The sequence below is a fragment of the Pseudomonas sp. Irchel 3E19 genome (assembly GCF_900187585.1).
Lineage (GTDB): Bacteria > Pseudomonadota > Gammaproteobacteria > Pseudomonadales > Pseudomonadaceae > Aquipseudomonas > Aquipseudomonas baetica.
In genome coordinates this window covers 17,819-40,309 of the sequence record NZ_FYDT01000007.1, presented here as the reverse complement: position 1 = coordinate 40,309, position 22,491 = coordinate 17,819, and the positions used below count along the sequence as shown (strand labels likewise).

General features: G+C 58.8%; 10 protein-coding genes. 6 read left to right on the top strand and 4 right to left on the bottom strand.

Annotated elements, in window-relative coordinates; genetic code table 11:
- Positions 1 to 124: 124 nt before the first annotated feature.
- Genes CKW18_RS06475 through CKW18_RS06450 form a run of 6 tightly spaced genes read left to right on the top strand, consistent with a single transcriptional unit; the run spans position 125 to position 6,832 of the window.
- Positions 125 to 838, top strand: coding sequence for an RDD family protein (locus tag CKW18_RS06475; protein WP_095188000.1), 714 nt, complete (start codon positions 125 to 127; stop codon positions 836 to 838).
- Positions 835 to 1,812, top strand: a complete 978-nt coding sequence (locus CKW18_RS06470) for a stage II sporulation protein M (RefSeq protein WP_095187999.1) — start codon at positions 835 to 837, stop codon at positions 1,810 to 1,812. The genes CKW18_RS06475 and CKW18_RS06470 overlap by 4 nt, the downstream gene beginning before the upstream one ends.
- Positions 1,799 to 3,346 (top strand): DUF4129 domain-containing protein, encoded by a 1,548-nt coding sequence (locus CKW18_RS06465; protein WP_095187998.1) that lies wholly within the window; start codon positions 1,799 to 1,801, stop codon positions 3,344 to 3,346. Before CKW18_RS06470 ends, CKW18_RS06465 begins: the two co-directional genes overlap by 14 nt.
- Entirely contained in the window at positions 3,343 to 4,506 is a 1,164-nt protein-coding gene (locus tag CKW18_RS06460) for a DUF4350 domain-containing protein (protein WP_095187997.1), read from the top strand. Before CKW18_RS06465 ends, CKW18_RS06460 begins: the two co-directional genes overlap by 4 nt.
- Positions 4,503 to 5,504: a MoxR family ATPase gene (locus CKW18_RS06455; protein WP_095187996.1), complete on the top strand. Its 1,002-nt coding sequence runs from the start codon at positions 4,503 to 4,505 to the stop codon at positions 5,502 to 5,504. The genes CKW18_RS06460 and CKW18_RS06455 overlap by 4 nt, the downstream gene beginning before the upstream one ends.
- Positions 5,501 to 6,832, top strand: a complete 1,332-nt coding sequence (locus CKW18_RS06450; protein ID WP_095187995.1) for a DUF58 domain-containing protein — start codon at positions 5,501 to 5,503, stop codon at positions 6,830 to 6,832. The genes CKW18_RS06455 and CKW18_RS06450 overlap by 4 nt, the downstream gene beginning before the upstream one ends.
- Here CKW18_RS06450 and CKW18_RS06445 read toward each other — a convergent pair.
- The 4 genes from CKW18_RS06445 to CKW18_RS30925 all read right to left on the bottom strand — a co-directional run bounded on the left by CKW18_RS06445 (position 6,799) and on the right by CKW18_RS30925 (position 22,338).
- Positions 6,799 to 11,220 carry a hypothetical protein gene (locus tag CKW18_RS06445; protein WP_095187994.1) on the bottom strand — a complete coding sequence of 1,474 codons (4,422 nt, stop codon included), beginning with the start codon at positions 11,218 to 11,220 and terminating at the stop codon, positions 6,799 to 6,801. The two genes, CKW18_RS06450 and CKW18_RS06445, sit on opposite strands and share 34 nt — an antisense overlap.
- Positions 11,217 to 15,326, bottom strand: a complete 4,110-nt coding sequence (locus tag CKW18_RS06440) for a neuraminidase-like domain-containing protein (RefSeq protein WP_095187993.1) — start codon at positions 15,324 to 15,326, stop codon at positions 11,217 to 11,219. The genes CKW18_RS06445 and CKW18_RS06440 overlap by 4 nt, the downstream gene beginning before the upstream one ends.
- Before the next feature lie 52 nt (positions 15,327 to 15,378).
- The gene (locus CKW18_RS06435) at positions 15,379 to 19,077 is read right to left on the bottom strand and encodes a Tc toxin subunit A (RefSeq protein ID WP_095187992.1); all 3,699 of its coding nucleotides are present in this window, start codon (positions 19,075 to 19,077) and stop codon (positions 15,379 to 15,381) included.
- Between the two features lie 150 nt (positions 19,078 to 19,227).
- Positions 19,228 to 22,338, bottom strand: a complete 3,111-nt coding sequence (locus tag CKW18_RS30925) for a hypothetical protein (protein ID WP_256586902.1) — start codon at positions 22,336 to 22,338, stop codon at positions 19,228 to 19,230.
- Positions 22,339 to 22,491 lie beyond the last annotated feature (153 nt).

Genomic DNA, 22,491 nt, shown 5'->3' with positions numbered 1-22,491 from the left:
AGCCTAGCGTCATTCAAGCAGCTCTGGCCACACGCGGTGCAATACATAGTTATGTCGTTTTCCCCCGAGAGGCTGCTAGCATCGGACTCACTTGCACCCCGAACAGGCGAACATCAGGTAGCCCATGCTCGAGCCCACAGCACCGCCAAGGAAAGCACCGCTGGATACGCGGCATCAGGTCGAAACGCCGGAAGGCATCGACTTGCCGTTGCGTCCGGCCGGGCTGATGGTGCGGGCCATGGCGTTCGCAATCGATCTGGGCCTGCGCGGCGTGATCATGGGCGTGCTGTTTATCGTCCTGGCGTTTCTCGGCAAGCTTGGCATGGGCCTTGGCTCGCTGTTGTTGTTCGCGATCAGCTGGTGGTACATGGTGCTGTTTGAAGTGCTGCGCCAAGGACGCTCGCCGGGCAAACAATGGATGGGCCTGCGCGTGGTACACGATGACGGCACCCCCATCGGCTGGTCCGCCTCCTTGCTGCGCAACCTGTTGCGCTTTGTCGATCTGCTGCCGTTCGGCTACTTTCTCGGCGCCATCAGTTGCCTGCAACATCCAACCTTCAAACGATTGGGCGACATCGCCGCCGGCACACTGGTGGTGTACAGCGAACAGCGACTCACCCGCCCGCAACTGCCCGCCGCCGAACCCCGCCGCGCACCGATTGCACTGACCCTCAGCGAACAGCGCGCCCTGCTCGGATTCGCCGAGCGTCAGACCGAGCTGACCCCGGCGCGGGTCAACGAACTGGCGGCGTTGCTGGCCCAGCCACTGCATATCTCTGCGCCCAAGGCCGTCGCTGAACTCAACGGCATCGCCCGTGGTTTGTTGGGCCCGACATGAAGCAAAGTCTTTTCGAAAGTCGTCACAAGGCCGAATGGGAGCGTTTTGCACTGGCCCTCGAACGCCTCGAACGCGGCAAGGAAACGTCACAAGTGGCAGGTTTCCCCAAGGCTTATCGCCGTCTCTGCCAGCAGCTGGCGTTGGCGCAGGAGCGCGGTTACAGCAGTTTCCTCATCGACTCGTTGCAACAGCAAGTGCTGCTCGGTCATCAACAGCTTTATCGGCATCGCAGTCGACTCGGTGCCAACCTGCTTGCTTTCATTCTCGCCGACTTCCCGCGGCTGGTGCGCGCCGAATGGCACTTTGTGGTAGCCGCCGGCCTGTTGTTTTTCGGCAGTCTGATCGGTGTTGGAGTGCTGGTGTATCTGTTTCCCGAACTGGTCTACAACCTGATCCCCGCTGATCAGGTGCGGGAAATGCAAGGCATGTACGACCCCGTTGCCGGTCACCTCGGACGCCCCGCCGAGCGTGCGGCCAGCGAAGACTGGGTGATGTTCGGTTATTACGTGATGCACAACATCGGCATTGCCTTCCAGACGTTCGCCAGCGGTTTGCTGCTGGGCGTCGGCAGCGCGTTTTTCCTGTTTTACAACGGCATGGTCATCGGCGCGGTGGCCGGGCACCTGAGTGAAATCGGTTTTGGCCAGACCTTCTGGTCATTCGTGATCGCCCATGGCGCGTTCGAACTGACGGCCATTGCTCTGGCCGGCGCGGCGGGCCTGCAATTGGGCTGGGCCTTGATCGCGCCGGGACGCCTGACCCGCGCCGAAGCGTTGAAACGCGCCGCGCGCAAAAGCGTATTACTGATCTGCGGGGTCATGCTGTTCTTGCTGATCGCCGCGTTCATCGAAGCTTATTGGTCATCGAAAAACAGTGTCGCACCGCTGACCAAATACCTGGTCGGTGCCACGCTCTGGGCGTTGGTGGCGAGCTACTTGCTGCTGGCCGGAAGGACACCCCATGCGCCTGAGTGACGCCACCGTGGTGATCCGTCCGCGCACCACCTGGGAAGCCATGGATCTGGGCGTGCTCATGAGCCAGCAGCATCGACGCCTGTTGATGACCAGTTGGGCGATCGTCACCCTGCCGCTGTTCGTCGTGCTCAGTGTGTTGCTGTGGGATTCGCCGTCGCTGGCAATGTTTATCTTCTGGTGGCTTAAACCGGCCTACGAACGCCTGCCGTTATACATCCTCTCCAAAGCACTGTTTGGCGAAACGCCAACGCTCAGGCAAGCCCTGCGTGAATGGCCGCGCCTGCTCAAACCGCAACTGCTGGCCAGCCTGACCTGGCGCCGCTTGAGCTTGAGCCGCAGCTTTGTGATGCCGGTGGTGCAACTCGAAGGTCTGAATGGCGACGCCCGACAACAACGTCTGCAAGTGCTGCTGCAACGCAATGCCGGCGCCGCGCAGTGGCTGACCATCATCGGCGTGCATCTGGAGACCGCGCTGTGGATCGGTTTGATGGTGCTGTTCTATATGCTGTTGCCGCAGCAGATCGAAATCGACTGGGACTGGCAGTCGCTGATCCTCGAAGCGGATCACCCGTGGCGCTGGCTGGAACACCTGACCAACGCTTTCTATGCGCTGGTGCTGGTGGTGTGGGAGCCGGTTTATGTGGCCTGCGGATTCAGTCTGTATCTGAATCGGCGCACACAACTGGAGGCGTGGGACATTGAACTGGTGTTCCGCCGCTTGCGCCAACGCCTGAACAGCAGCGTGCTCGGTGTGCTGCTGGCGGTGTGCTTGCTGCTGCCGAACGTGCCCTCGGTGTGGGCGGCCGAGCCGGACAGCCACCCGCAGGCGCCGCGCTTGCTGAATCAGCCGCTGACCAGCCAGGCCTCACGCGACAGCATCAAAGCACTGCTCGAACAACCGCCGTTCAAGAACCAGGAGTCCGTCACCCGCTATCGCTTTGGCGAGGACCCGGCAGCCCCGGCCAAATCAGCGGAACCCGGCGAAGCCCCGCAATGGCTGAAAACCCTGCTTGGCTGGCTTGACGGCCAACACCTCAATGCCTTGGCCAAGGTAATTGAAGTACTGCTGTGGGGCGCATTGATTGCCGGGCTCGGTGGGTTGATCTGGCGTTATCGCGAGTTTCTGCAAGCGTTCGTCAGTCGTCGCCCGAAACTGCCCAGCCGCACCAGGCGAGCAGCGCCGCAGCAAGCTTTTGGTCTGGATCTGAACCGTGACAGCCTGCCCGAGGATATCGCCGCCCACGCCGAACAACTCTGGCAGAGTCAGCCACGGCTGGCGTTGAGTCTGCTTTATCGGGGTCTGCTCAGCCATTTGCTGCATGATTTTGATCTACCGCTGAATGCCGCCGACACCGAAAACCAGGTGCTGAAGCGGGTTGAACAATTGCAGCGCCCGGAGCTGCTCGCCTTCAGCCGGACCCTCACCGCTCACTGGCAAAACATGGCTTACGGGCATCGCGTACCCGCGGCGCCTCTGCAACAGGAACTGTGCGATGGCTGGCGCGCCTTGTTCGGTCACGGAGTATCGCGTTGAGCCGGCGCAGTCTGTGGTGGCTCGGCGGTCTGATCGTCGCCCTGCTGGCGGCGTTAAGCGTTTATCTGTTTCTGCTGGCCAGGCCTTATCAGGAGCAGATCGATCACGGCCCCTCGCCCGCCGCGCAGGCCAACCCGTATCTGGCGGCGGAAATGTTTTTGCGCGAGCGCGGCATCCATGTCACGCATGCCGAAAGCCTGTCGCTGCTGCCGGATGTCGAACCACGCGGCAACACCTTGCTGCTGTTCAACGACCGCTCGCGGATGACCCCGCGTCAGGTCGATCAAGTCTTGAACTGGACCCGGGCTGGCGGGCGGCTGGTGTTTGTCGCCGAGTCGCTGTGGGACGAACAGGCCAGACAAAGCAATGACCTGTTGCTTGATCGGGTGCAACTGCATCAGTCCTTAAGCAAGGACCTGAAAGATCCCCCGGCCGATGTGGAGCAGGATCCTTACCCGAAACTGACCAAACTGTATCTGGAAGATGAAGAGGCACCGGCCTACGCCGGCTTCGACACCGACTTCCACCTCGACGACCCGAAAAACCTTGCGCAAGCCTGGGCCAACAGCGCCAAGGCCACACACATGATGCAACTGGCCTACAGCCTCGGTTCGATCACCGTGGTCACCGACGCTGAATTGTGGAAAGCCCCGGCCATCGCCGAGTACGACAACGCCTGGCTGCTGTGGTATCTGAGCGCCGACACCGACGTCACGCTGATCTACAACACCACACACGATGGCCTGGCGACCCTGCTATGGCGCTACTTCCCGCAAGCCATCGTCGCCCTGCTGGCGCTCATCGGTCTGTGGCTCTGGCACGTCGGTGTGCGCCAGGGCCCGCTGCAAGCACCGGCACCGATTGGCCGGCGACAACTACAGGAACACCTGCGCGCCAGCGCCGATTTCATCCTGCGCCATAACGGTCAGCACACATTGCTGATGGCCCTGCAACAGGACGTGTTACGTCGCGCCCGCCGCCGCCATCCCGGCTTCGACCAATTGAACGTTGCCGAACAATGGCTGGTGCTGTCGCGCCTGACCCGGCAACCGACCCGCGCCATCAGTCAGGCCCTGACGCCTCGAACCCATCAGCGTCTGTCCAGCGCCGAGTTCAGCCGTCAGGTCGCCCACCTGCAAACCTTGAGGAACACGCTATGAGTGAACAGATCGAGCCCGGCAGCGCGAGCCACGCGGCCCAGCAACGCCAGCGTGCCAGTCAGTTGGCGCAAGCGCTGCGCAATGAATTGCACAAGGCCCTGATCGGCCAGGACGCGGTGATCGACGACGTGCTGACCGCGCTGATTGCCGGTGGCCATGTGCTGCTCGAAGGCGTACCCGGTCTGGGCAAGACCTTGCTGGTGCGTGCCTTGGCCAAGTGCTTCGGTGGTGAGTTTGCACGGATCCAGTTCACCCCCGACCTGATGCCCAGCGACGTCACCGGCCACGCCGTGTATGACCTGCAAACCGAACAGTTCAAACTGCGCAAGGGCCCGTTGTTCACCAACCTGCTGCTGGCCGACGAGATCAACCGCGCACCGGCGAAAACCCAGGCCGCGTTGCTTGAAGCCATGCAGGAACGTCAGGTCACCCTCGAAGGGCGCGCCCTGCCGATCGCCCAACCGTTCATGGTGCTGGCCACGCAGAACCCGATCGAACAGGAAGGCACTTACCCGCTGCCCGAAGCCGAGCTCGACCGCTTCATGCTCAAGGTGCGCATGGACTACCCCGAGGCCGATCATGAGCTGAGCATGGTCCGCCAGGTGTGCCGCTCGACCCGCGCCGACATGCTGGATGTGCAACCGTTGCGCACCGTGTTGCAGGCCAAGGATGTGCAAGCCTTGCAGCGCATCGCCAGCGACTTGCCGCTGGACGATCAAGTGCTCGACTACGCCGTGCGCCTGGCCCGCAGCACCCGCACCTGGCCGGGCCTGACCCTCGGCGCCGGGCCGCGCGCATCGATCGCGCTGGTGCGTTGCGCCCGCGCCAGGGCATTGTTACGTGGCGGCGAGTTCGTGATTCCCGATGACATCAAGGGCTGCGCGCTGGCGGTGTTGCGCCACCGCGTGCGCATCGCCCCGGAACTGGACATTGAAGGCTTGCAAGTCGATCAGGTGCTCCAGCAATTGCTCGACCAAGTCGCGGCGCCGCGCCTGTGAAACCCTCGCGTCTGCTGTTGATCTGGCTGGCGGTGCTGCTCGCCGTCGGCATTGTGCTGGGCAGCTTTCAGGCGCTGGAGATGGATGTCCCGGCGAGCCTGATCTCGATCAACTGGGGATTGTTGCTGGCACTGTTGGCCTTGGCGACGCTTGATGCCGTTCGCCTCAAGCGCCTGCCGGCATTGCGGATCAAACGCCAGATGCCCGGCAGCCTCGCCCTCGGTCGCTGGGGGGAGGTACAACTCAAGGTTGAACACGACTTTTGCGCGCCGTTGCAGGTGCAGATTTTCGACCATGTGCCGCCGGGTTTGAGCTTTGAGAATCTGCCGCTGAGCGTCGAGTTGCAGCCCGGTCAATACAGCCAGACCGGTTACCGCCTGCGCCCGATACAGCGCGGGCACTTCACCTTCGAACACTGCGAAATCAACCTGCCGAGCCCCTTGGGCCTGTGGTCCGGCAAGCGTCTGCTCAAGGTCCTCGACAACACCCGCGCCTACCCCGACTTCGCCCGCCTGTATGGCGGCGAGCTGCAGGCGGTGGACAACTGGCTCAGTCAGCTCGGCGTACGCCAGCACCAACGTCGCGGCCAGGGTCTGGAATTTCACCAGCTGCGCGAATTTCGCGAAGGCGACAGCCTGCGCCAGATTGACTGGAAGGCCACCGCGCGCCAGCGCACGCCGATCGCCCGCGAATACCAGGACGAACGCGACCAGCAGATTATCTTCCTGCTCGATTGCGGGCGACGCATGCGCAGCCAGGATGATGAGCTGTCGCACTTCGACCACGCACTCAACGCCTGCCTGCTGCTCAGCTACGTAGCCCTGCGCCAGGGCGATGCCGTGGGCCTGAGCACCTTCGCCAGCGACCAGCCGCGCTACCTCGCGCCGGTCAAAGGCAGCGGACAATTACATGTGTTGCTTAACGGTGTGTATGACCTCGACAGCAGTCAGCACACGGCTGACTATCAAGGTGCAGTGACGCAACTGCTCGCCCGGCAAAAGCGCCGGGCGCTGGTGTTGCTGGTGACCAACCTGGGTGATGAGGAGGATGGCGAGCTTTCAAGCGCGGTTAAACGGCTGAGCCAGCAGCATCGGGTGTTGCTGGTCAGTTTGCGGGAGATCGTGCTCGACACCCTGCGCCAGACACCGGTGCAAACCTTGCCCGAGGCACTGGCCTATTGTGGCACCGTGAACTACTTGAATGATCGCAACGAACGCCTTGAGCGCATGACCGCCCATGGCATACCCGTGGTGGATGCCCGGCCCCCGCAGTTAGGGGCCGAACTGGTGACACGTTATTTGAGCTGGAAAAGATCGGGGGGCATCTGATCGTCAGTCTGATCTGTTGCCAGCAACTCATCGTCAGCAGCATCTGAAGCAATGACGGCGAATCTGACCCCGATTGACCCGGCAAAATCCGGAGAGGTCATCGCTATTGCAAACTCGTCACCAATCGACGCCGTGACCGACATCCTCCACGTAAAATTTGCGCCAACTGTTACAAGTTTGCCTGCAGACGGTTCGAAGGCAATGTCATCCCGTGAGCAGGCGATCGAAAACTGACGTCCTATCAGCGCTTCTGCAAACGTCAGTCCAACGTCAACCACCTTGTTCGATCGAACACGGACAACGAGCTGAGCAGGATAAAGAACAATAACTTTGTTGATGAAAAGGCTTGCGCCTGTTATCACGGCATTGTTTGTGTCCGTCACCCAGATACGCGTCGTCATGGGCGCTGATACGGGTACATCCGTCACTGTCACTTCGGCCTGAACCACACCGAAACCTCCCGCCGGAAATTTCGTCGGCGTAAAGGTGTGTCTTGCCCATCCATCGGCACCGATGGGGGTCTGGGCATCGTCAGCATCTGGATACCGCCAGCGAACCTGCGCGCCTTCGGGCGCTCTCTCCACACGCGCACTGACTGTAGCCGCGCTGCCCAATAGCACTAGACGGCTGGACGCGGTGATTTCCATCACCTCAGGGATTTCCCCGCCATATGCCAAAGCGGCCACTTCCCAACCCGCAATCCCACCTTTTACCGTGGCAGTCAGAATGCCATGAGTCTCCTCGGAGTAAGAAAAGATCAGACTTGCTATCCCGTTGGGGTCCGTTTCCGTCGCTACCAAATCAAGGGTTTCATACTTCCACTGCACCTCAACACCTGGCACCGGCTCTTGAGTGCTTGCCGAAACCACCAAGGCGTGGGCATGGGCTCTCGACGTATCAGGAGGCTGCCTTGAAAAGGTCGGCTCGTACAATTCAAGAATGCGCACTGGCTCCATGAGCGTGCAATCCCACGCTACACGCTCCGAATGCAGGTCATCTCCGACGGTTGCCGTTACCACAAACGAAGTGGCCCTCGTCGGGGCAAAATCAAGCTTTGCCACCCCGTAAGCATTGGTGACCGCTTTCTTCTCCCCAAGCTCACTCGTGCTGAAGGTCACGGTCACACCCGACATCGGTTTGCCGCTGATGACCGAGATCACTTTGACCTTCCCGAAAAAATGCTCTCCCCACAGCAATGTCTGCCGGGTGCGCTGATGATCAGCGATCTTCATGACCTGCGAGGCCGGCCCCACCGACATCGCATTCTCGGGCGACAAGCTCGCCAGCCGATCAGCAGCAAAAAGCACACTGGTGCTGCCGTTCTGCACATCAGCGACCCTAAAGTCGATGACGAGTCCATTCTCGCCGAGAAAATTCCTCACACCGAGCGCCGGGGGGTCGAAGCTGATCCCCAATGAGGTGGGTCCGTTTCTGGCCATGCCCAGCGTCAGGTACTTTCCGAACAAGGGACTGCTTTGGGGGGCGTGCACATGGATTTTGTGTTTGCCCGAGCGACGCGCAAACCAGGTCTTCGCCCCCAAGGGCTGCGCCGGCTGATCATCGAAACTGACCGTCAAATGGCGCCAGGGATCACTCCCCAGCGCCTTGACCGAAAACGTTCGAACATCTTCATAGCCGTCATAGTTATTACGCAGCGAAGCAATCACCACGACGTCGCCCGCACTCTTTGGCGCAACCGCATGTCGGCTCCAGCCATTCTCATCGGTAGGTTCATCTTTCCCTTCCCCTGCGAACCATCTCACCGGGACCTGGCTAACCGGACGCTCCGTGAAATGTGAATACACCCGTGCGGCCAACCATACAGGCGCCTGCCCGACGACAGGATCCACCGCAGCCTCAAGCGCTGCCTCGAAACGGACTTTGTTATGGCCCAGATCCATCGGCTTGGCAGTGGCGATAAAATTCAGCCGTGGTAGCGCCACGGTCAGCTCAAAGCGACCGGCTTGCTCGCTGGCGGAGAAATCCAGTATCCAGACCACACCGCTGTCACTCAGGACTTGCACGGCGCCAAGGTCAGGTTGCACCGTCGCCTGCAAGTCCTCGGCTGATTTGCCCGACCAGGCGAGTGATACCTGCAGGCCCACCAACGGGCTCAGTGCATTGGGCGAGACATTGAAGCGGTGACGAGCACCCAGACACGGGTAGAGTACTTGCTCGTCCAATGGCGTGAGGACCTGATCAAGCAACAGTCTCATTTCTTGCTTCAGGTCCACAGAGACCAAGCGTCCAGACAACTCACGCACGGTGCCGACGTTTTCAAGTCGTAGCTCAAGCTCGAACAGGCTACTGAGGCTAGTCTCGGCCAGCGACTGCAGTTCCCACTGCACGCCCTCTGCGAGCAGTGGGAACTGCACGCCCAAACCAGCAGGCATGAGACCGATATCGGGATCAATTGCGCCTCGCCAATGCAGGCTGATGTTTTCGCCTGTCCACGGGCTACCTTCAACCGGCTCGACCCTCAGGGTATGTGTCTGCCCTCGCCGACAAAGAACGCCGAGGGTATTGCGCTCGACTAACTCATCATCCAGCCAGATGCTGACCTGGTTTTTCCAGGGACTGGTGGCAATCGCCTGCACCGGGAATGACCAAGTACTCGCCTGCGCCTTGGGATACGCCTTGATGTTGACCGTGACAGTGTGATCACCGGCGTTTGTCGGGGTGTACTGGAGACTCGTCCAGCCATAGGGACCGGTCACATCCGAAGAGTCCCCTTCAGGCGTTTTCCACTCGACCAAAGCGTTGCCGACCGGGTCGCCATTACCGGCGGTGATGTCGTGCACCACCCTCACCCGCAACAACACGCTTTCGTTTTCATCGACTATCGGAAACTTGTTGGCCTCGCGCACCTCGTCGATCCGCAGGCGGTTGCGCGCCAGCGACATGGGTTTGCTCGGTGATGGCAACAACAATTTCGAGCAGACCAGCGACAGATCGAATTTTCCGTCCAGCCTATCACCGCTGTCCAATGTCCAGGCAGTGTCAATGTTGACGGGCACTTGAGTATCGAGCTCGGGACTGATCACCACGTCGAGTTGCTCATGATGGTCACCTTTCCAGCGCAGCGAAAATTGGCTGCCCAACAAAGGACTGCCGGCAGGCGAGCGCACCAGAAGATCATATTCGCTGCCCCGGTTCGGGTAACCGGTCGCGCCCCACTCGGTAGGCGCACCGTCGACAATGGCCAGAAGCTCACGCCAAGGGTCCGTGGCCAGCACCTTGACGCCGAACGTGTGGGTGGCGACACCCTCGGCGTAGTAAGGGCTGCTCACCGAAGCCATGACGACAAAATCTCCGTCAGCGGTCGGATCGTAAGTGAAGTCAGCCCAGCCGTGCTCGTCACTAACAACATCAACATTGACACCTTGCGCTGCGACCGACCAGGTCACCGTGCGTCCACCAAGCGCCTGACCTGTATAAAAAGAAGCCACTTGCACGCCCAGACGCACGGTCTGCTTATATTCCAGCACCGGGTAATAGGCCGCCTCCAGCGGGTCGCGAAAGACCACGCGGTGATGCCCCAACGATACAGGGATCGTGTAAGGCTCGGCGTTGTACCGGTTGACCACTTTCAAATTGATATCATAGGGGCCTTCATCGCCGACCAACGGGCATGTCAGCTTCCACTGCGACCCAAGGTCGTTATCTTCGCCAAAAGGGGGATCAGCGGTAACCGTCTCACCAGGATTGCCTTCAAGAAACAGCGCTGCAGCGGTATCCAGCCAGGCGTTGCCTGTTTCAGGAATGATCGTGAACCGGTGGTTGTCAAGGGGTACAGCACCCAGACACAAGTGCAACGTGCCACCCGGGGCGAAGCTTTCCTCATCCAGCTGCACGGATTGCAGCTTCAACGGTTGCAGATGCAATTGCAGGTTGATCCTGGTGATACGGATCCGCGAAAAATAGTCGCCATGGTCGTTGCGCGGGCAAACTATCTCCAGGCGTAAAACGTCATCACGCTTGAAACCCTTATCCAGCTGCACATTGTAGGCTTTCGGTAAAAACACCAAGGGTTGCCCAGCCCTCAGACCCGCCGTGGCGTGCTCGTTTTTGCGTTGCGGATCAGGCGTGAGTTCTATCGCCGACAACTCAACGTCCCCGTTGAAGATACGCATCCAGCCGGAGCGGGGATGAGCCACCTCACACAGAAAACTCAATATGTATTGAGCATTGTCGTCTGGCCCCTTGGGTACGATGATCTCCTGCCAGATCGAACCACCATCCTGCAGAATTAGAAGACTGACCCATTTATTTTCATATAGATCACCACCTACCGCGTAAAACCCCTTGGTCGTCCAGCCCGTCGTTGCATTGCGGAATTCGCCATTGACCACCAGACTCTCATTTGCGTTAACAATGGGGTCAGTCATGATTGCCCGCTCCGGTGACTTTGTTGTAGCCGCGTGGCGTTTTCCGCCTCGGTGACCATGTCCTGTACCTGGCGGGTAAACGTCGGTTCACCAGCCTTGGCCGTGTAGCGAATACGCACAATGATGTCAGTCAAGGCGCTCAGCATGGCCGCCTGCGGTTGTTTTGCCGGCCACGGGAAATTCAGCTGAAAGGTGGAGACCGCGCCGCTGCTCTCGAAGGGATTGAGCAAGCCTTCATCAGGTTTGCTTCCCGTCAGACCGTTGTCGGCAATGCCTACCGACAAGGCGATCTGTTGCCCGCTACGCAGGTTGATCACCACGTCGGCGGGGGCCACCAGCGTCTGGTCTTGCATGTACTGCACTGATTGCGCCGTGGCCTTGGTCGCCGTCATGCTGCTGATCTGCCGCAAGATACTGCGCACGTCCTGATAGGGGCCGACCAGCGCCGGCAGATCGACTTCCACCGCGCTGATCTGCCGGCAGTAATGCCCTGGATGATCACGATCAAACAGCAACTGCGACAGTCTGAACTCCAGTGAACCGGTCTTGCGCAGTTGGTCCAAGGCGTGCGTCCAGTTATCAGAACCTGTTTGCCGTTCGACGGGGTCGTCAAACAACTTGCGCAAGGAAATGGTCTTGACCAGTTCCAGCCGGCGCTCATACCGTTGCAGGTATTCACGCTCCATCCGCAATAGATGCCCGCGCAAGTGCTCGCCCGCGGTCAAGCCATGACGATTGTCCTGCCACACCTGAGGCAACGGAATCTGCGCATCGTAATCGCCTGTTTCAGCGCTCAACGAAGCCTGAGCATTAAGACACAGGCTGATGACCGCATCGTAGGCCTGAGAGTGCAACGCCTTGAGCTGTGCGAGCATCCAGCCAAACAATTCGGCATTGGTCGCCCGTTTTTTCAGAAAGTTGTAAAGCGTCAGGGCCTGCTCGTTGGCTCTGAGGGTTTGTGCAAGGCTGGCTCGGGCCGCAGCGACGGCATGGCTCAGCGCAACGATTTGCGCATCAATCGCACGCATTTCCGCCCGGGCCTGATCGCGGCTCAGTGCCCATTCGTTGCGACGGCGGCGGTAGCCTTCGGTGGTGGCCTGTTTATCGGCATCGATTTGCAGCAGCGAGGCCGCGATCTCAAGGCCAAAACACACCGCATCGGTCACCTTCTCGAGCCGGTGACCGCCATTGGCAAAGCCGTAGATGTTCGGTACCGCCGCCAATACCGCCCCCACCGGCTTGAGGACTTTGGCTGTCAAAGCGAACACTTTTGATTGCTCCAGGCTATCCATGACCTGGTACTCGACGGTCGAGATATTTTCTACATAACGCCGTTCGTAGGCATCGGCCCGTTCTTGCGCCATCAAACGACTCTGACCAAGGGCTGCCACATTCGCTTCCAGTTGCGCGATGGATTGCTCCTGTACCGTTTGCGCATAACTGCCCAGTTCGACCAGATGGTTCTGCTGTATTTCCTCCTGTTCGGCGCGATCGCGTCGCTCAAGCAGGCTCAGCGCCTGACTGCCGATATCCTGCAGAGCCTGCACTGCACGCAATGCGACCTCGAAAGTCACCCGCCAACGGAACGCGTTGACCATCAGCCGCCCGCCCATCGGTCGTGGTCCACCGCTACCGCCAGCCACCTGGTCACGCAGCAATTGGTCCGGATCTGTCGGCGGACTGAACAACGGCATATTGCGCGGCTGGCCGTCGATGGTGAGATTTTGGCGCAGGTTATCCAGGCGCATTTGCGGCGCCGCAAACAGGTCGAGCAAAGGCTGATTGATCTCTGGCCTGAAAGGCTCGCACCCTATCAACCCGAGCGGGGGGGCACTGTCGGAGCCGGCCGCGATGTCCGCCAGTGAGTAGGGCAGCGTCCGTTCAAACGCCTCCAGCGCCGTACGCCTGCTGCACTGGTTCAACAGATTTTCGACGGTATCGGTTTCCCACTGCGTCACCGCACGGGCAATGGGTGTCTTGCCCATCAGAAATTTGGCTTGCACGTAACACAGCTTGGCTGCCACCAGGCTGTCGCTGGTCAGTTGTCGGTAATACCAGTCGCCCCACGCCATCAGATTTTTCACATAGTCGCAGAACACCAGAATCTTGAAATGCTCAGGCGTCGAGTAGCCGATAGCGTCCGGGTCCGTGGGCGCCAGGGCTTCATTGCCCGGATTGCCCTTTCCTGTTGCCAATGGTCGGCAGCGCCAGTACAGCACTTTCGCATCAGGCGGAGGTTTGGCTGGATCGGCAATAACGTCGGCAATGGCTTGCGGATCAAACAGGTAATGCAACCAGCGTTGCGCCTCGGGAAAACGCCCTTCGTCGCGCAGACGTGTCGCCATCAAATGCGGCAGGTGAAAAAACAATTCCCAGAAGAACAGGCCGTTTGCCCCGTCAAAAGCACCGTTGGGCTCCTCAAACGTGAGACCGGTCGGCACTGGCTCGGCCAGAAACTGCGATTCCCAATCCAGAATCGCGTCCACCGAATGATTGGCGCGTGCCACCAGCTCCGCGCCAAACAGCGAATTCAGACGGGTATATTTCAGCGTCAGCTCTACCTGGTTGAACTGGAGAAACTGCGCGGCGTCCGTGGTGTTTTTCACCAGTGTTGGCGGGATGAAATCCATGAGGTTGCGAATGGTGAGCGTGAACTCTTTGATGCCAAACGAAGTGGTCGGGTTCGGGGCCGTGTCACCGAAAGAAAATTTGGGGGGTGTCGACCATCCGCCTGGATCTCGCTCGAACGAAGTACTGAACGCCATGTGCCAATCGCCCGCCTCCGATTGGTTCTTTGTCACATCAGCTGGGTCACCGCTGTTTCTATTAGTTAATGCCAGTTTGATTTGTGGAGTGGCCTCTTTCGCCGGCACCCTCGGTTTGCAAAAGCCCAGGACCGTCAGTACATCTTTTTCCTTGCCCTCGCCATTCACCCCCCGATAAGCGTTGACCAGCAGCTCCAGATAAGGCGTCAGATCGCCCTCCGCCACCACTTTGGAGCAAACCGCCACCTGACTGGGCAGCGGGTGCTGAACTGTTTCGGGGGTTTTGAATCGGTGAGTCAATGCAGCGTCCAGCCACAGGCCGCCGTCGTGTTCGAGGGGACGCATCAACACATCGTGGACCGCATGCACCCGTTGCGTCACATCGTCTATATCCGTGAACAAAATCCCCAGGTTGCCCTTCGGATGCAGATAGTCGGTGCGCACGCTTGCGACCATCATGGGCTTCGCGGGGCGTTTTGCCGGCTCTGAACAGCACATCCGCAGTGGCGCCGACCATTGGCCGCTCTGGGTCATGAACGCCAGCTTGATACTCAGTTGAGCAGGTATGAACTCACCCTGCGTCTTACCCTGAACCTTATCGCGCCACTCGGCCCAGCACAGGCACAACCGGCCATTCCAGAACACCGGACGCATCTCCAGCACCTCGGCGTCGGGCTGCAACTCGATAGCCTGCCACTCACTCCACGCAGCGGGGTTGACCGCCTTGCTCGTGGGTGTGAGGTTAACGTCCGCTTTACGCCAGAAGTACTGAAACGGCTGCACACGTTGTCGCCCGACAAAGTAATAAACGGCGCGAGCTGGCGTGGTGCCGTTCATGTAGCAACTGATGACCTCCAGGTCACAGGTCTGCTCGAAAGTTTGCAAATAATTGCGCACCGCCATTTGTGCCGAGTCGACGCTTAATTGCGCCGAGTTCAGTTCGTTTTCAAGGGTTTTGAACAGACTTGTCTTGCGCAGACGCACAGCGGCATTCATGTAGTTTTCTGGATACAGGGAAAGCTTCTGAAGCGCCGCCCAGTCTGAATAGTTGCTGTAGAGCTCCCATGTCTGCAGATCATCGACGTGGAACTGATGCTTCTCGAAACCGGGCTCCAGCTTGCGGTAAACCGCATGGATGTAATGTTGCGCACAACTGATCGCTTCGGCTACTCGGGAACTGCGCACCGCAGAGGAATCCAATGGATCCATGCGCAATAGTTCAAAGAGATCCTCCGGGGTTTGCACAAACGGATAATCCTTCTGGCTGACATGCCCGATGCAGTATTCGAGCAGTGCCCAACGGCGTTTCTCCAACAGCCCGCCAGTGACGTTCGGTTCCATGATTTTTGCTCCGTGTGAGGCCCGGGGACAACGGTTTGACAGGCGCTAAAGATCACAGCCTGTTAGCGGCTGCTTCAAATGTAATAGGGGGGAAATCAACCGCTTGTTCACTGCTTTGGCTGAGCACGCTGAAAATGAATGTTCCTGTGACGGCGCTGGAGACAAACACCCGTGTAAGCCCATCCTGATCGGTGAAACCGTTAGCGGGTCGAATCGCTGGCCCATCCACGGCGTCCGGGTCGTCAACCGTCTTGGTGCTCACGGACGCCCATGTCACAAGATTGTCGCGCCCCACGTTGCCATAGCGGTCCATTAACCGGGCATACAGCTCAACCTCATGCCCTGTTGGCACAGAGTCCAGAGGCACTTTAGACATAAAAGCGAGCGGGAACAGTAGATTGCGGTTGTCGGCATTGATGTTGATTGATTGAGCAGTCTTCGGCTCAAACATATCCAGCCAGTATCGTGGCGTATCGGTGCCCGTGACCTTGCCCGGGAAATACTCGGCCTTGAGTGTTCCATCTACCTGGGTTTTCTTTGTTTCGATGTGGCCAAGCGTGGTTTGCCAATACACTGTGACATCGCTCAAGGGCTCGCCTGCGGCATCCTTGACCGTTACCGTGAAGGTGACCTTCTCACCCGGCTTTCCTGCGATGACATCGGTGTTATCCGGGACGCACGTTATCGTCACAAGCTGGCTCAGGTCAGCCGGCAACTGGGCAACCGGAGCCCGCGAGCGGGTCTCGCTGAGCAGAGCGAGTTCGGCGGCTTCGGCATAGGCCGACAGGTCCACTTCTTCAGACAACGTACCGACTTTTATAATGGTCTGCGCTTCCATGCCGCTGTTGGCCGACAACGCACGCACGCGCATCAACAGATCCAGTTGGCTGAGATTCTTCAGTACCTTGAGACCTTCTGGAAGGATGTGGCTGACACACTCGCGCACTTCCTGCGCGCTCCAGCCAAAAAACTCCGCCAGCATGATCGCGGCAGCCTGTTCCGCCAGCCGTGCGGCATCGACACTCAAGTCAGCGTCAGCGGGCAGATGATTCACCCGGCGCAGATAGGTCAGGAGTTTCTGTGCAGGCAACTGACTCATGCTGAACGCCCGGGTCAGCACGCTCAGGTAATAAAGCGTGCGCACCGACAACGCGTGTTTGTCGGCCTGACCGATCCAGGCCCGATGACCATATTCGAGATAGTCCTGCAGCAGTACGGTACTCAGGTCCTGCGTCTCGACTACATCAGCGCGTCGACGCACATCGGCCAGCAGAGTGAGCAACGGATCGATAGGTTCGTTGCTCGCACGTCTTGATACATCCGGACTGAGATCGGGTCGTTGATTGACCTGCTGCAACAGCTGATACACCGTCGAGTTGGCCCAGTTCAGCACGAGGATTGCCTGATCCACTGCAACCCCGGCGTAGACGGACAGCGTTTCCCTGACCAGAGAAACCTGCGCATCGCGGGCCTGCAAAAGCACACTGAGCATGGTTTCGACCAGAGCAGCGCGCACCGTCTCGTCGATTTTGCCCAGAGCATCGTCGAGCGCCCGTGCGAGTTTGGCGCGGGCAAAGATCAAATACTGCTCTGGCGTCCCGGCCGGAGCCAGCACCAGACCGTTGGCGTCGATGACCGGATCCAGGCCATCGGCCGAGCTTGCCAGGAAGTCTATCCAACTGGCGGGACCTGCCGATGGCACGCCCGCCATCAACAGATTGGCATTGGAAAACAGCGCCATGGGCAGCAAGTTGTGAATCTGATCGAAAAACTGCAGATCCTGCTCGGTCGCATCGCCCGCCGGCTGCGCTTGGGCCACATGTTGCAACACCCACAGCACCGGTAACCGCGCTTGCTCACACCATTGCGCAAAAGCCTGCATGGCATCGATCAGGTTCAGCGCATCCGGGGTGTCGTGCGCAGAGGCGTTGATTTTGGGTGGACCCGCCAGACCATTGACCCACTTCTCGCCCCCCACTAATGTCAGCACCAACACCCCCTCGACCGGGGTCATGTTCAGCAACCTGGGCAGCTTCACCAATCGATAAAAACTGGAGATGATCGGCGCGCTGCGCTTTAGCGTGTCAGTCAGGCAGTGCGCTTTGGCCACCGTCAGCGCCAGGTACTGGTACGTCTGCGGGTCGATGCCCAAACCGAAGCACAGTTGATTGATCGTCAGATTGGCCTCGCCCGGCGCAGGCGTCACCGCAAAGGGTGCGTCATCCAGTTTGAAGGGCTCGCGATACGCCCCCTGGTTGTTGAACACCTGATCAAATTGTGAGAGCGCCTCGCCGTGGCCGTAAACGCCCAATTCATCAAGAAACACTGCGAAATCGGCGTCCGTGCAGTTGTAGCGCTCGTGCAAGGTGCGATACAGCCCCAGGGCGTGCACGGTGTTCTTCGATATCCACCACTGGCCCGGCGTTGCTCCGCCTCGTACCTCAGCCCTGATCGCGGCCACCAGCAACGCATCCACTGAATCACTGGACAGCTCCAGCCAGTTACACAGACGCACCATGCGGTTCATCCGGTCGTAACGATCAAGCCCTGGAACATCATCGGGCTGGGCACTCAACTCATACACGGTCGCAGGGGGATCCTCGCTTACGAGGCTATGCACGGCCGCAGGAACGTCCTCGCTTACCCGGATATGCACGGCGGGGTGGGTATTCTGATTAAGGTATACCGAACCGGAACGCCCGCTTTCTGGCTCATTGGGGGCTGCAGTGGCGTAAGAGACATTGAGCGAACGCTCCGGTGCGAAGTCGCGAATCGACAAAAAGCGTTCGATCCCCCGCGTGTCGAGTTTGGTCTGCGCACCGAAGATGGGAACCTGCTTGAGTTTCTTCCAGTCATCCCCGGTGCCATAGTTATCCTGGTAAAACTTCACTTGCCCTACGGGGTCCGGGCCGGCTTCCGTCAGCAGTTGGCGCTGGTAAGGCCCCAATCGCGAGGCATGCGCCAGAGCTCGCTCGGCACGGTCGGTCCAGCTCTCTGATTGCACAAACCAGGGATAAGACAGCTCAACCGTGCGGGCAAAATCACCCACCGACAAACCATTGGCACGGGCAACACCGTCTAGTGTGACCCAGTGCTGATAGTAAGGCAGGCCGTTGGGGTAACGCGCTGTGTACAGAGCGTCCTCAATGGATCCGTCCTGCTTTTGCGCCTTGATGAACGTCTCCAGTACCGAGACGGTGATGTCCACCGAGGACAACAACTGATACACCGCGTTCAAGTCAACGCGCATGGGCTTCAGGTCTTGACGACGCTGATGGAGGCGGTAGATGTCTTTTTGCAGACCGGTTGAGTCGATGTTGTCGCGAATCCAGCGCAGCAAATCAATCAGATAGGCGGCGGGCGACCAGTACGACTCCAGGGCTCCGGGTGGGCACATCGCGTCGAACGCGGTGGGGAATACTGTCTCGTACTTCGGGCCGTCGACTATCGCCAACAATCCGCTCTTGGGTTGTGGTTGCGCGCGATTGCCGCCCCTCAAGGTCTGTTCGATAAACTGACGCCGCACGTACGTCGCCATGCTGTTGGCGCGGTGCAGGAACTGCCGGGCGTCATCGGCATTCAACTGGAACTCCCTCACCAGCCCCTGTACGCCCTTCTCCACCAGAGGAAAAATCGAACCGTCCTGCGCGAGATAGCTTCGAAGCTGGTTCAGGCCAGCGTCCTGGACGAGTCGTTTTGTTTCAAACAACTCATCGAACAATTCCACGGAGGGACGGGGCGAATCAGCCATGATCAGGTTCCTTTGAGGCGATAGCGGGTATTGGCCAGCGGATGTGACCGGGTAGCTGCATAGGCATACGAACAAACTTTGCGCCTGATAACGGCGGGCGTAACCTGTCATAAATGACAGTTTTTTCGACCGTTCGTCGGAGTTACCGGGTCAGGTTTTTTTCTCGCCCGTCAGGTCGACCTCGAAGCGATTGCTGAGCACCCAATCGGAAACCGTTTCGCCATTGGCATCGTCCGTGAGGGTTTGCTTGAACCAGCACCAGCAGCCGTTGCCAGGCAAGGACTGCGTGGCGGTGGCGTGCCATGCGCCATCAGTGACAATGACCTGCGACACCCATTTCAGGTCCGGGTCATACCAGCTGCGCACCTCGCCGATACCCGCCCGTCCCTGCCCTGCAAACTGCACCGGGTTAGCGACCCTGCGTCCCGCCTCCGGCCTGCTGAGCGTTGGCAAGTACGTACCCTGAACGACCGTTTGTTTAGCCGGTGCCGATTCGAAATCACTGCATGTGCTCACCACGACCAGATCACGAACGCCACCGATCTGGTCAGCGTCCAGCGTTATTGACCAGGTGCGATCCGGCTTCACTTCATCGCTTCCCATGGCAGCACCGAGCGTGGCCATGACCGTGTCCCCGACCACACCGAAGCCCGACACCACCATCCGCCGTCCCACGTGTTCATCTGCGGCGGGTGATTCGATGAAGGGCGCCGCCGGGACGACCGCATAGGTCACAGGTTCAGTGTTTTGGGATTCATAGGTTTTGCCGTCAAGAACGAACGTTTGCCGGGCCCAGAGGGTTTTGTTACCCACCGGTAGCGACACGTGCATTTCCCAATCACCGTTTGCGCGCACGTCAATATTGGTGTGCCAAGGTGAGGTCATGCCCGCCAGCCATAGCTCCACTTTGCCAAAAGGGATGCCGGTGCCCCTGACCAGCGAAGTCCGTTCACGCGTGTCGTTTTGCTCAGGAACGGTTATTTCCGGCGGCAACAGCACCACATCAAAAGCAACCGGTTGACTGCGTACAGACACCCGCCCGTCAAGTGTCTGCTGGGCATCAATGGTATGGAGATCAAACACCAGCCCAACCACCTTGATCGACCATGCACCGTCCGTGATCAGCACGACGGGGGGCCCCAGGTCCCGGCCGGACCGGACGTTGCGCAATTGCATCGTGGCGCCCTTCATACCGCCATCGCCACTGACAGTCACATCGCGCCCCACCTTGGCGTTTGGGCCTGGATAGGTGATGCGCGGTTGAACCATTGGGCGATAGACCACGAACGTTCCGGATGCCGGCGACGATGTCTGCCCTGCATAGTGCTGGATCACGGTGAATCTGTGAGTCAGACCCGGCTCAAAGGGCAGAGTACGTTTGAAATCCCAGCGACCATTGTTATTGGGCGGCTTGTGAAATATCCCGTCCACGTTGTACACAAGCGTCACCTCCGCGCCCCGCCAGCAAATACCGCTGAGTATCGGTGAAAGGCCATCTTCAAGCACCTCAGTCACCTCGGGCGCCCGTGGAGCAATGGTGACCGGTACATCGATCCATTTGGCCGAGGATTGTCCATTCAGGTACTGCTTGATATACACCTTGCGATTGAGCGTCGGCCCCCACACTTCTGTTGCCGTCGTCTTCCACTTGCCCTCGTACACCTTGACTTCGGGCGCAATGGGGGTCACTCCGTCAGCGTTAAACAGCTTCACGGTGGCGCCTGTGTAGCCCTCGCCGCTGAAGATCGGCTGATAGTCGGCAATGACCTCTACCGCGCTGACATCCGGCAGAACGTGGTCGACTGTCAAGGGCAAGGGCTCCGACTCGATCCAGCGGCTCGCGTTGTCGGGGACCTTTTGGATCACCTCGAGCTTGTACGTACCATAGGGCCAGTTGGGGGCTGTTGTTTTCCATTCACCACCTACCACTTCAACAATACGCGGTGGTGAGGCTCCAGCGGGCCCGCTGGTAATCCGGATCTCCACCGACGCCCCCGTGTACCCCAACCCGGAAAAACTCACCACTTTGTTGTCAGTAGGAGTGTCGAATGTTGCCGTCTCCACCTTCGGGGGACGGATTCTGAAGGCGCGCGGGATACTCCGACCGGAGGCCATGCCGTTCAGCGTTTGCTCAACCACAAGTGAGCGAGTGCCCGGAGGCAGTTCGATATCTGCCTGCCAGAAATTGTCTCTGGCAGTTGTCTCCCCTCTTGGAATATTTTCACCGTCTAAAAAACACTTGACCTTGGCACCCGCAACTCCACCAAAACCCCATGCTGGGAATTTCTGATTCTGAATACTCAGAATATCTGGAGAGTTGATGTCAGGTACGCGGGGTGGGTCAGACAGGTTTTTTACTATGAACGTTATTTTTGGCCCTAAGCCGTATGTGAGGTCAGGCAGACGGAACATGGTTTGAACGGTTCGAGGACCCGACGGTAAATCCATGTCCGATTTAAGTGTCAGCTTCCAATGGGTGGTATCAAAAAACTTGCCTTCGGTGTAAGCAAAGTTCTGATCGTTACCATCAACTACGGCAATCAACATTCCAGGCGTACAATTACCCTCAAAGTCTATCCCTCTGCCAGGAACAATTTGGTTTACTCCTGGTTTGGTAATCGTGGGCGTCAAATAATACTTAATCTTTATCGCCCTCGAAAAGACTTCGCCGAGCCAGCCGGGCATTGCTTCCTTCACTACCAGTGTATTCAACCCCTGTTGCAATCCGGGCGAGATGACGGATAACTGCCATTTACCGGTAGTGGAAACCTCGCCTTCGGCACTTACCGGAGTGACTCGGTCCTCTTTATAGAGCCTGACAGTAGCGCCTGGATGACCTGTCCCATCAAGAAGCGGAAGACGTATTAGCGAATGTATGAGATTTCCATACCCATGTTCAGGAGGCTTGATTACAAAAAATTCCCCGGTCCTGTACCAGGGAGTCCATAAATTCAAACTTAAAGCTTTATAGCAATGGTGAATTTCATGTTGGCCATGTCTTAGATTCACTGGTGCTTGATATCTGACAGGGTTGGATGTGGCGTTTCGCTCAATCTCGTTATAGCTATCATCGCCATGTTTGAAATGCCATTTGTACATACTGATAGGAATCGATACCGTCGGCCCCACGAACTCCCCACCCAGCGGGAAGATGCGCCCCCTGTTGGGCTCATGAAACTGCATGATCTCCAGCTTCAGAACGCCCTCATCCCCTTCCTGCGGCATCAAGGGTGCCTTATCGTCATCCGAATGCTCTGCCATGATTGCGCGCTCCCAGGTCCTGATCTGCCGACATTCCGTGCTCGGCAATCTAGAACCGGGAAGCTTTTTTGCGCACCTGTAAGATCTGACAGTCCCGACGAACGGTAGTGTAGGAAAAGGGTGTATTGCACAACCTTTCAAGGCCGGGTTATC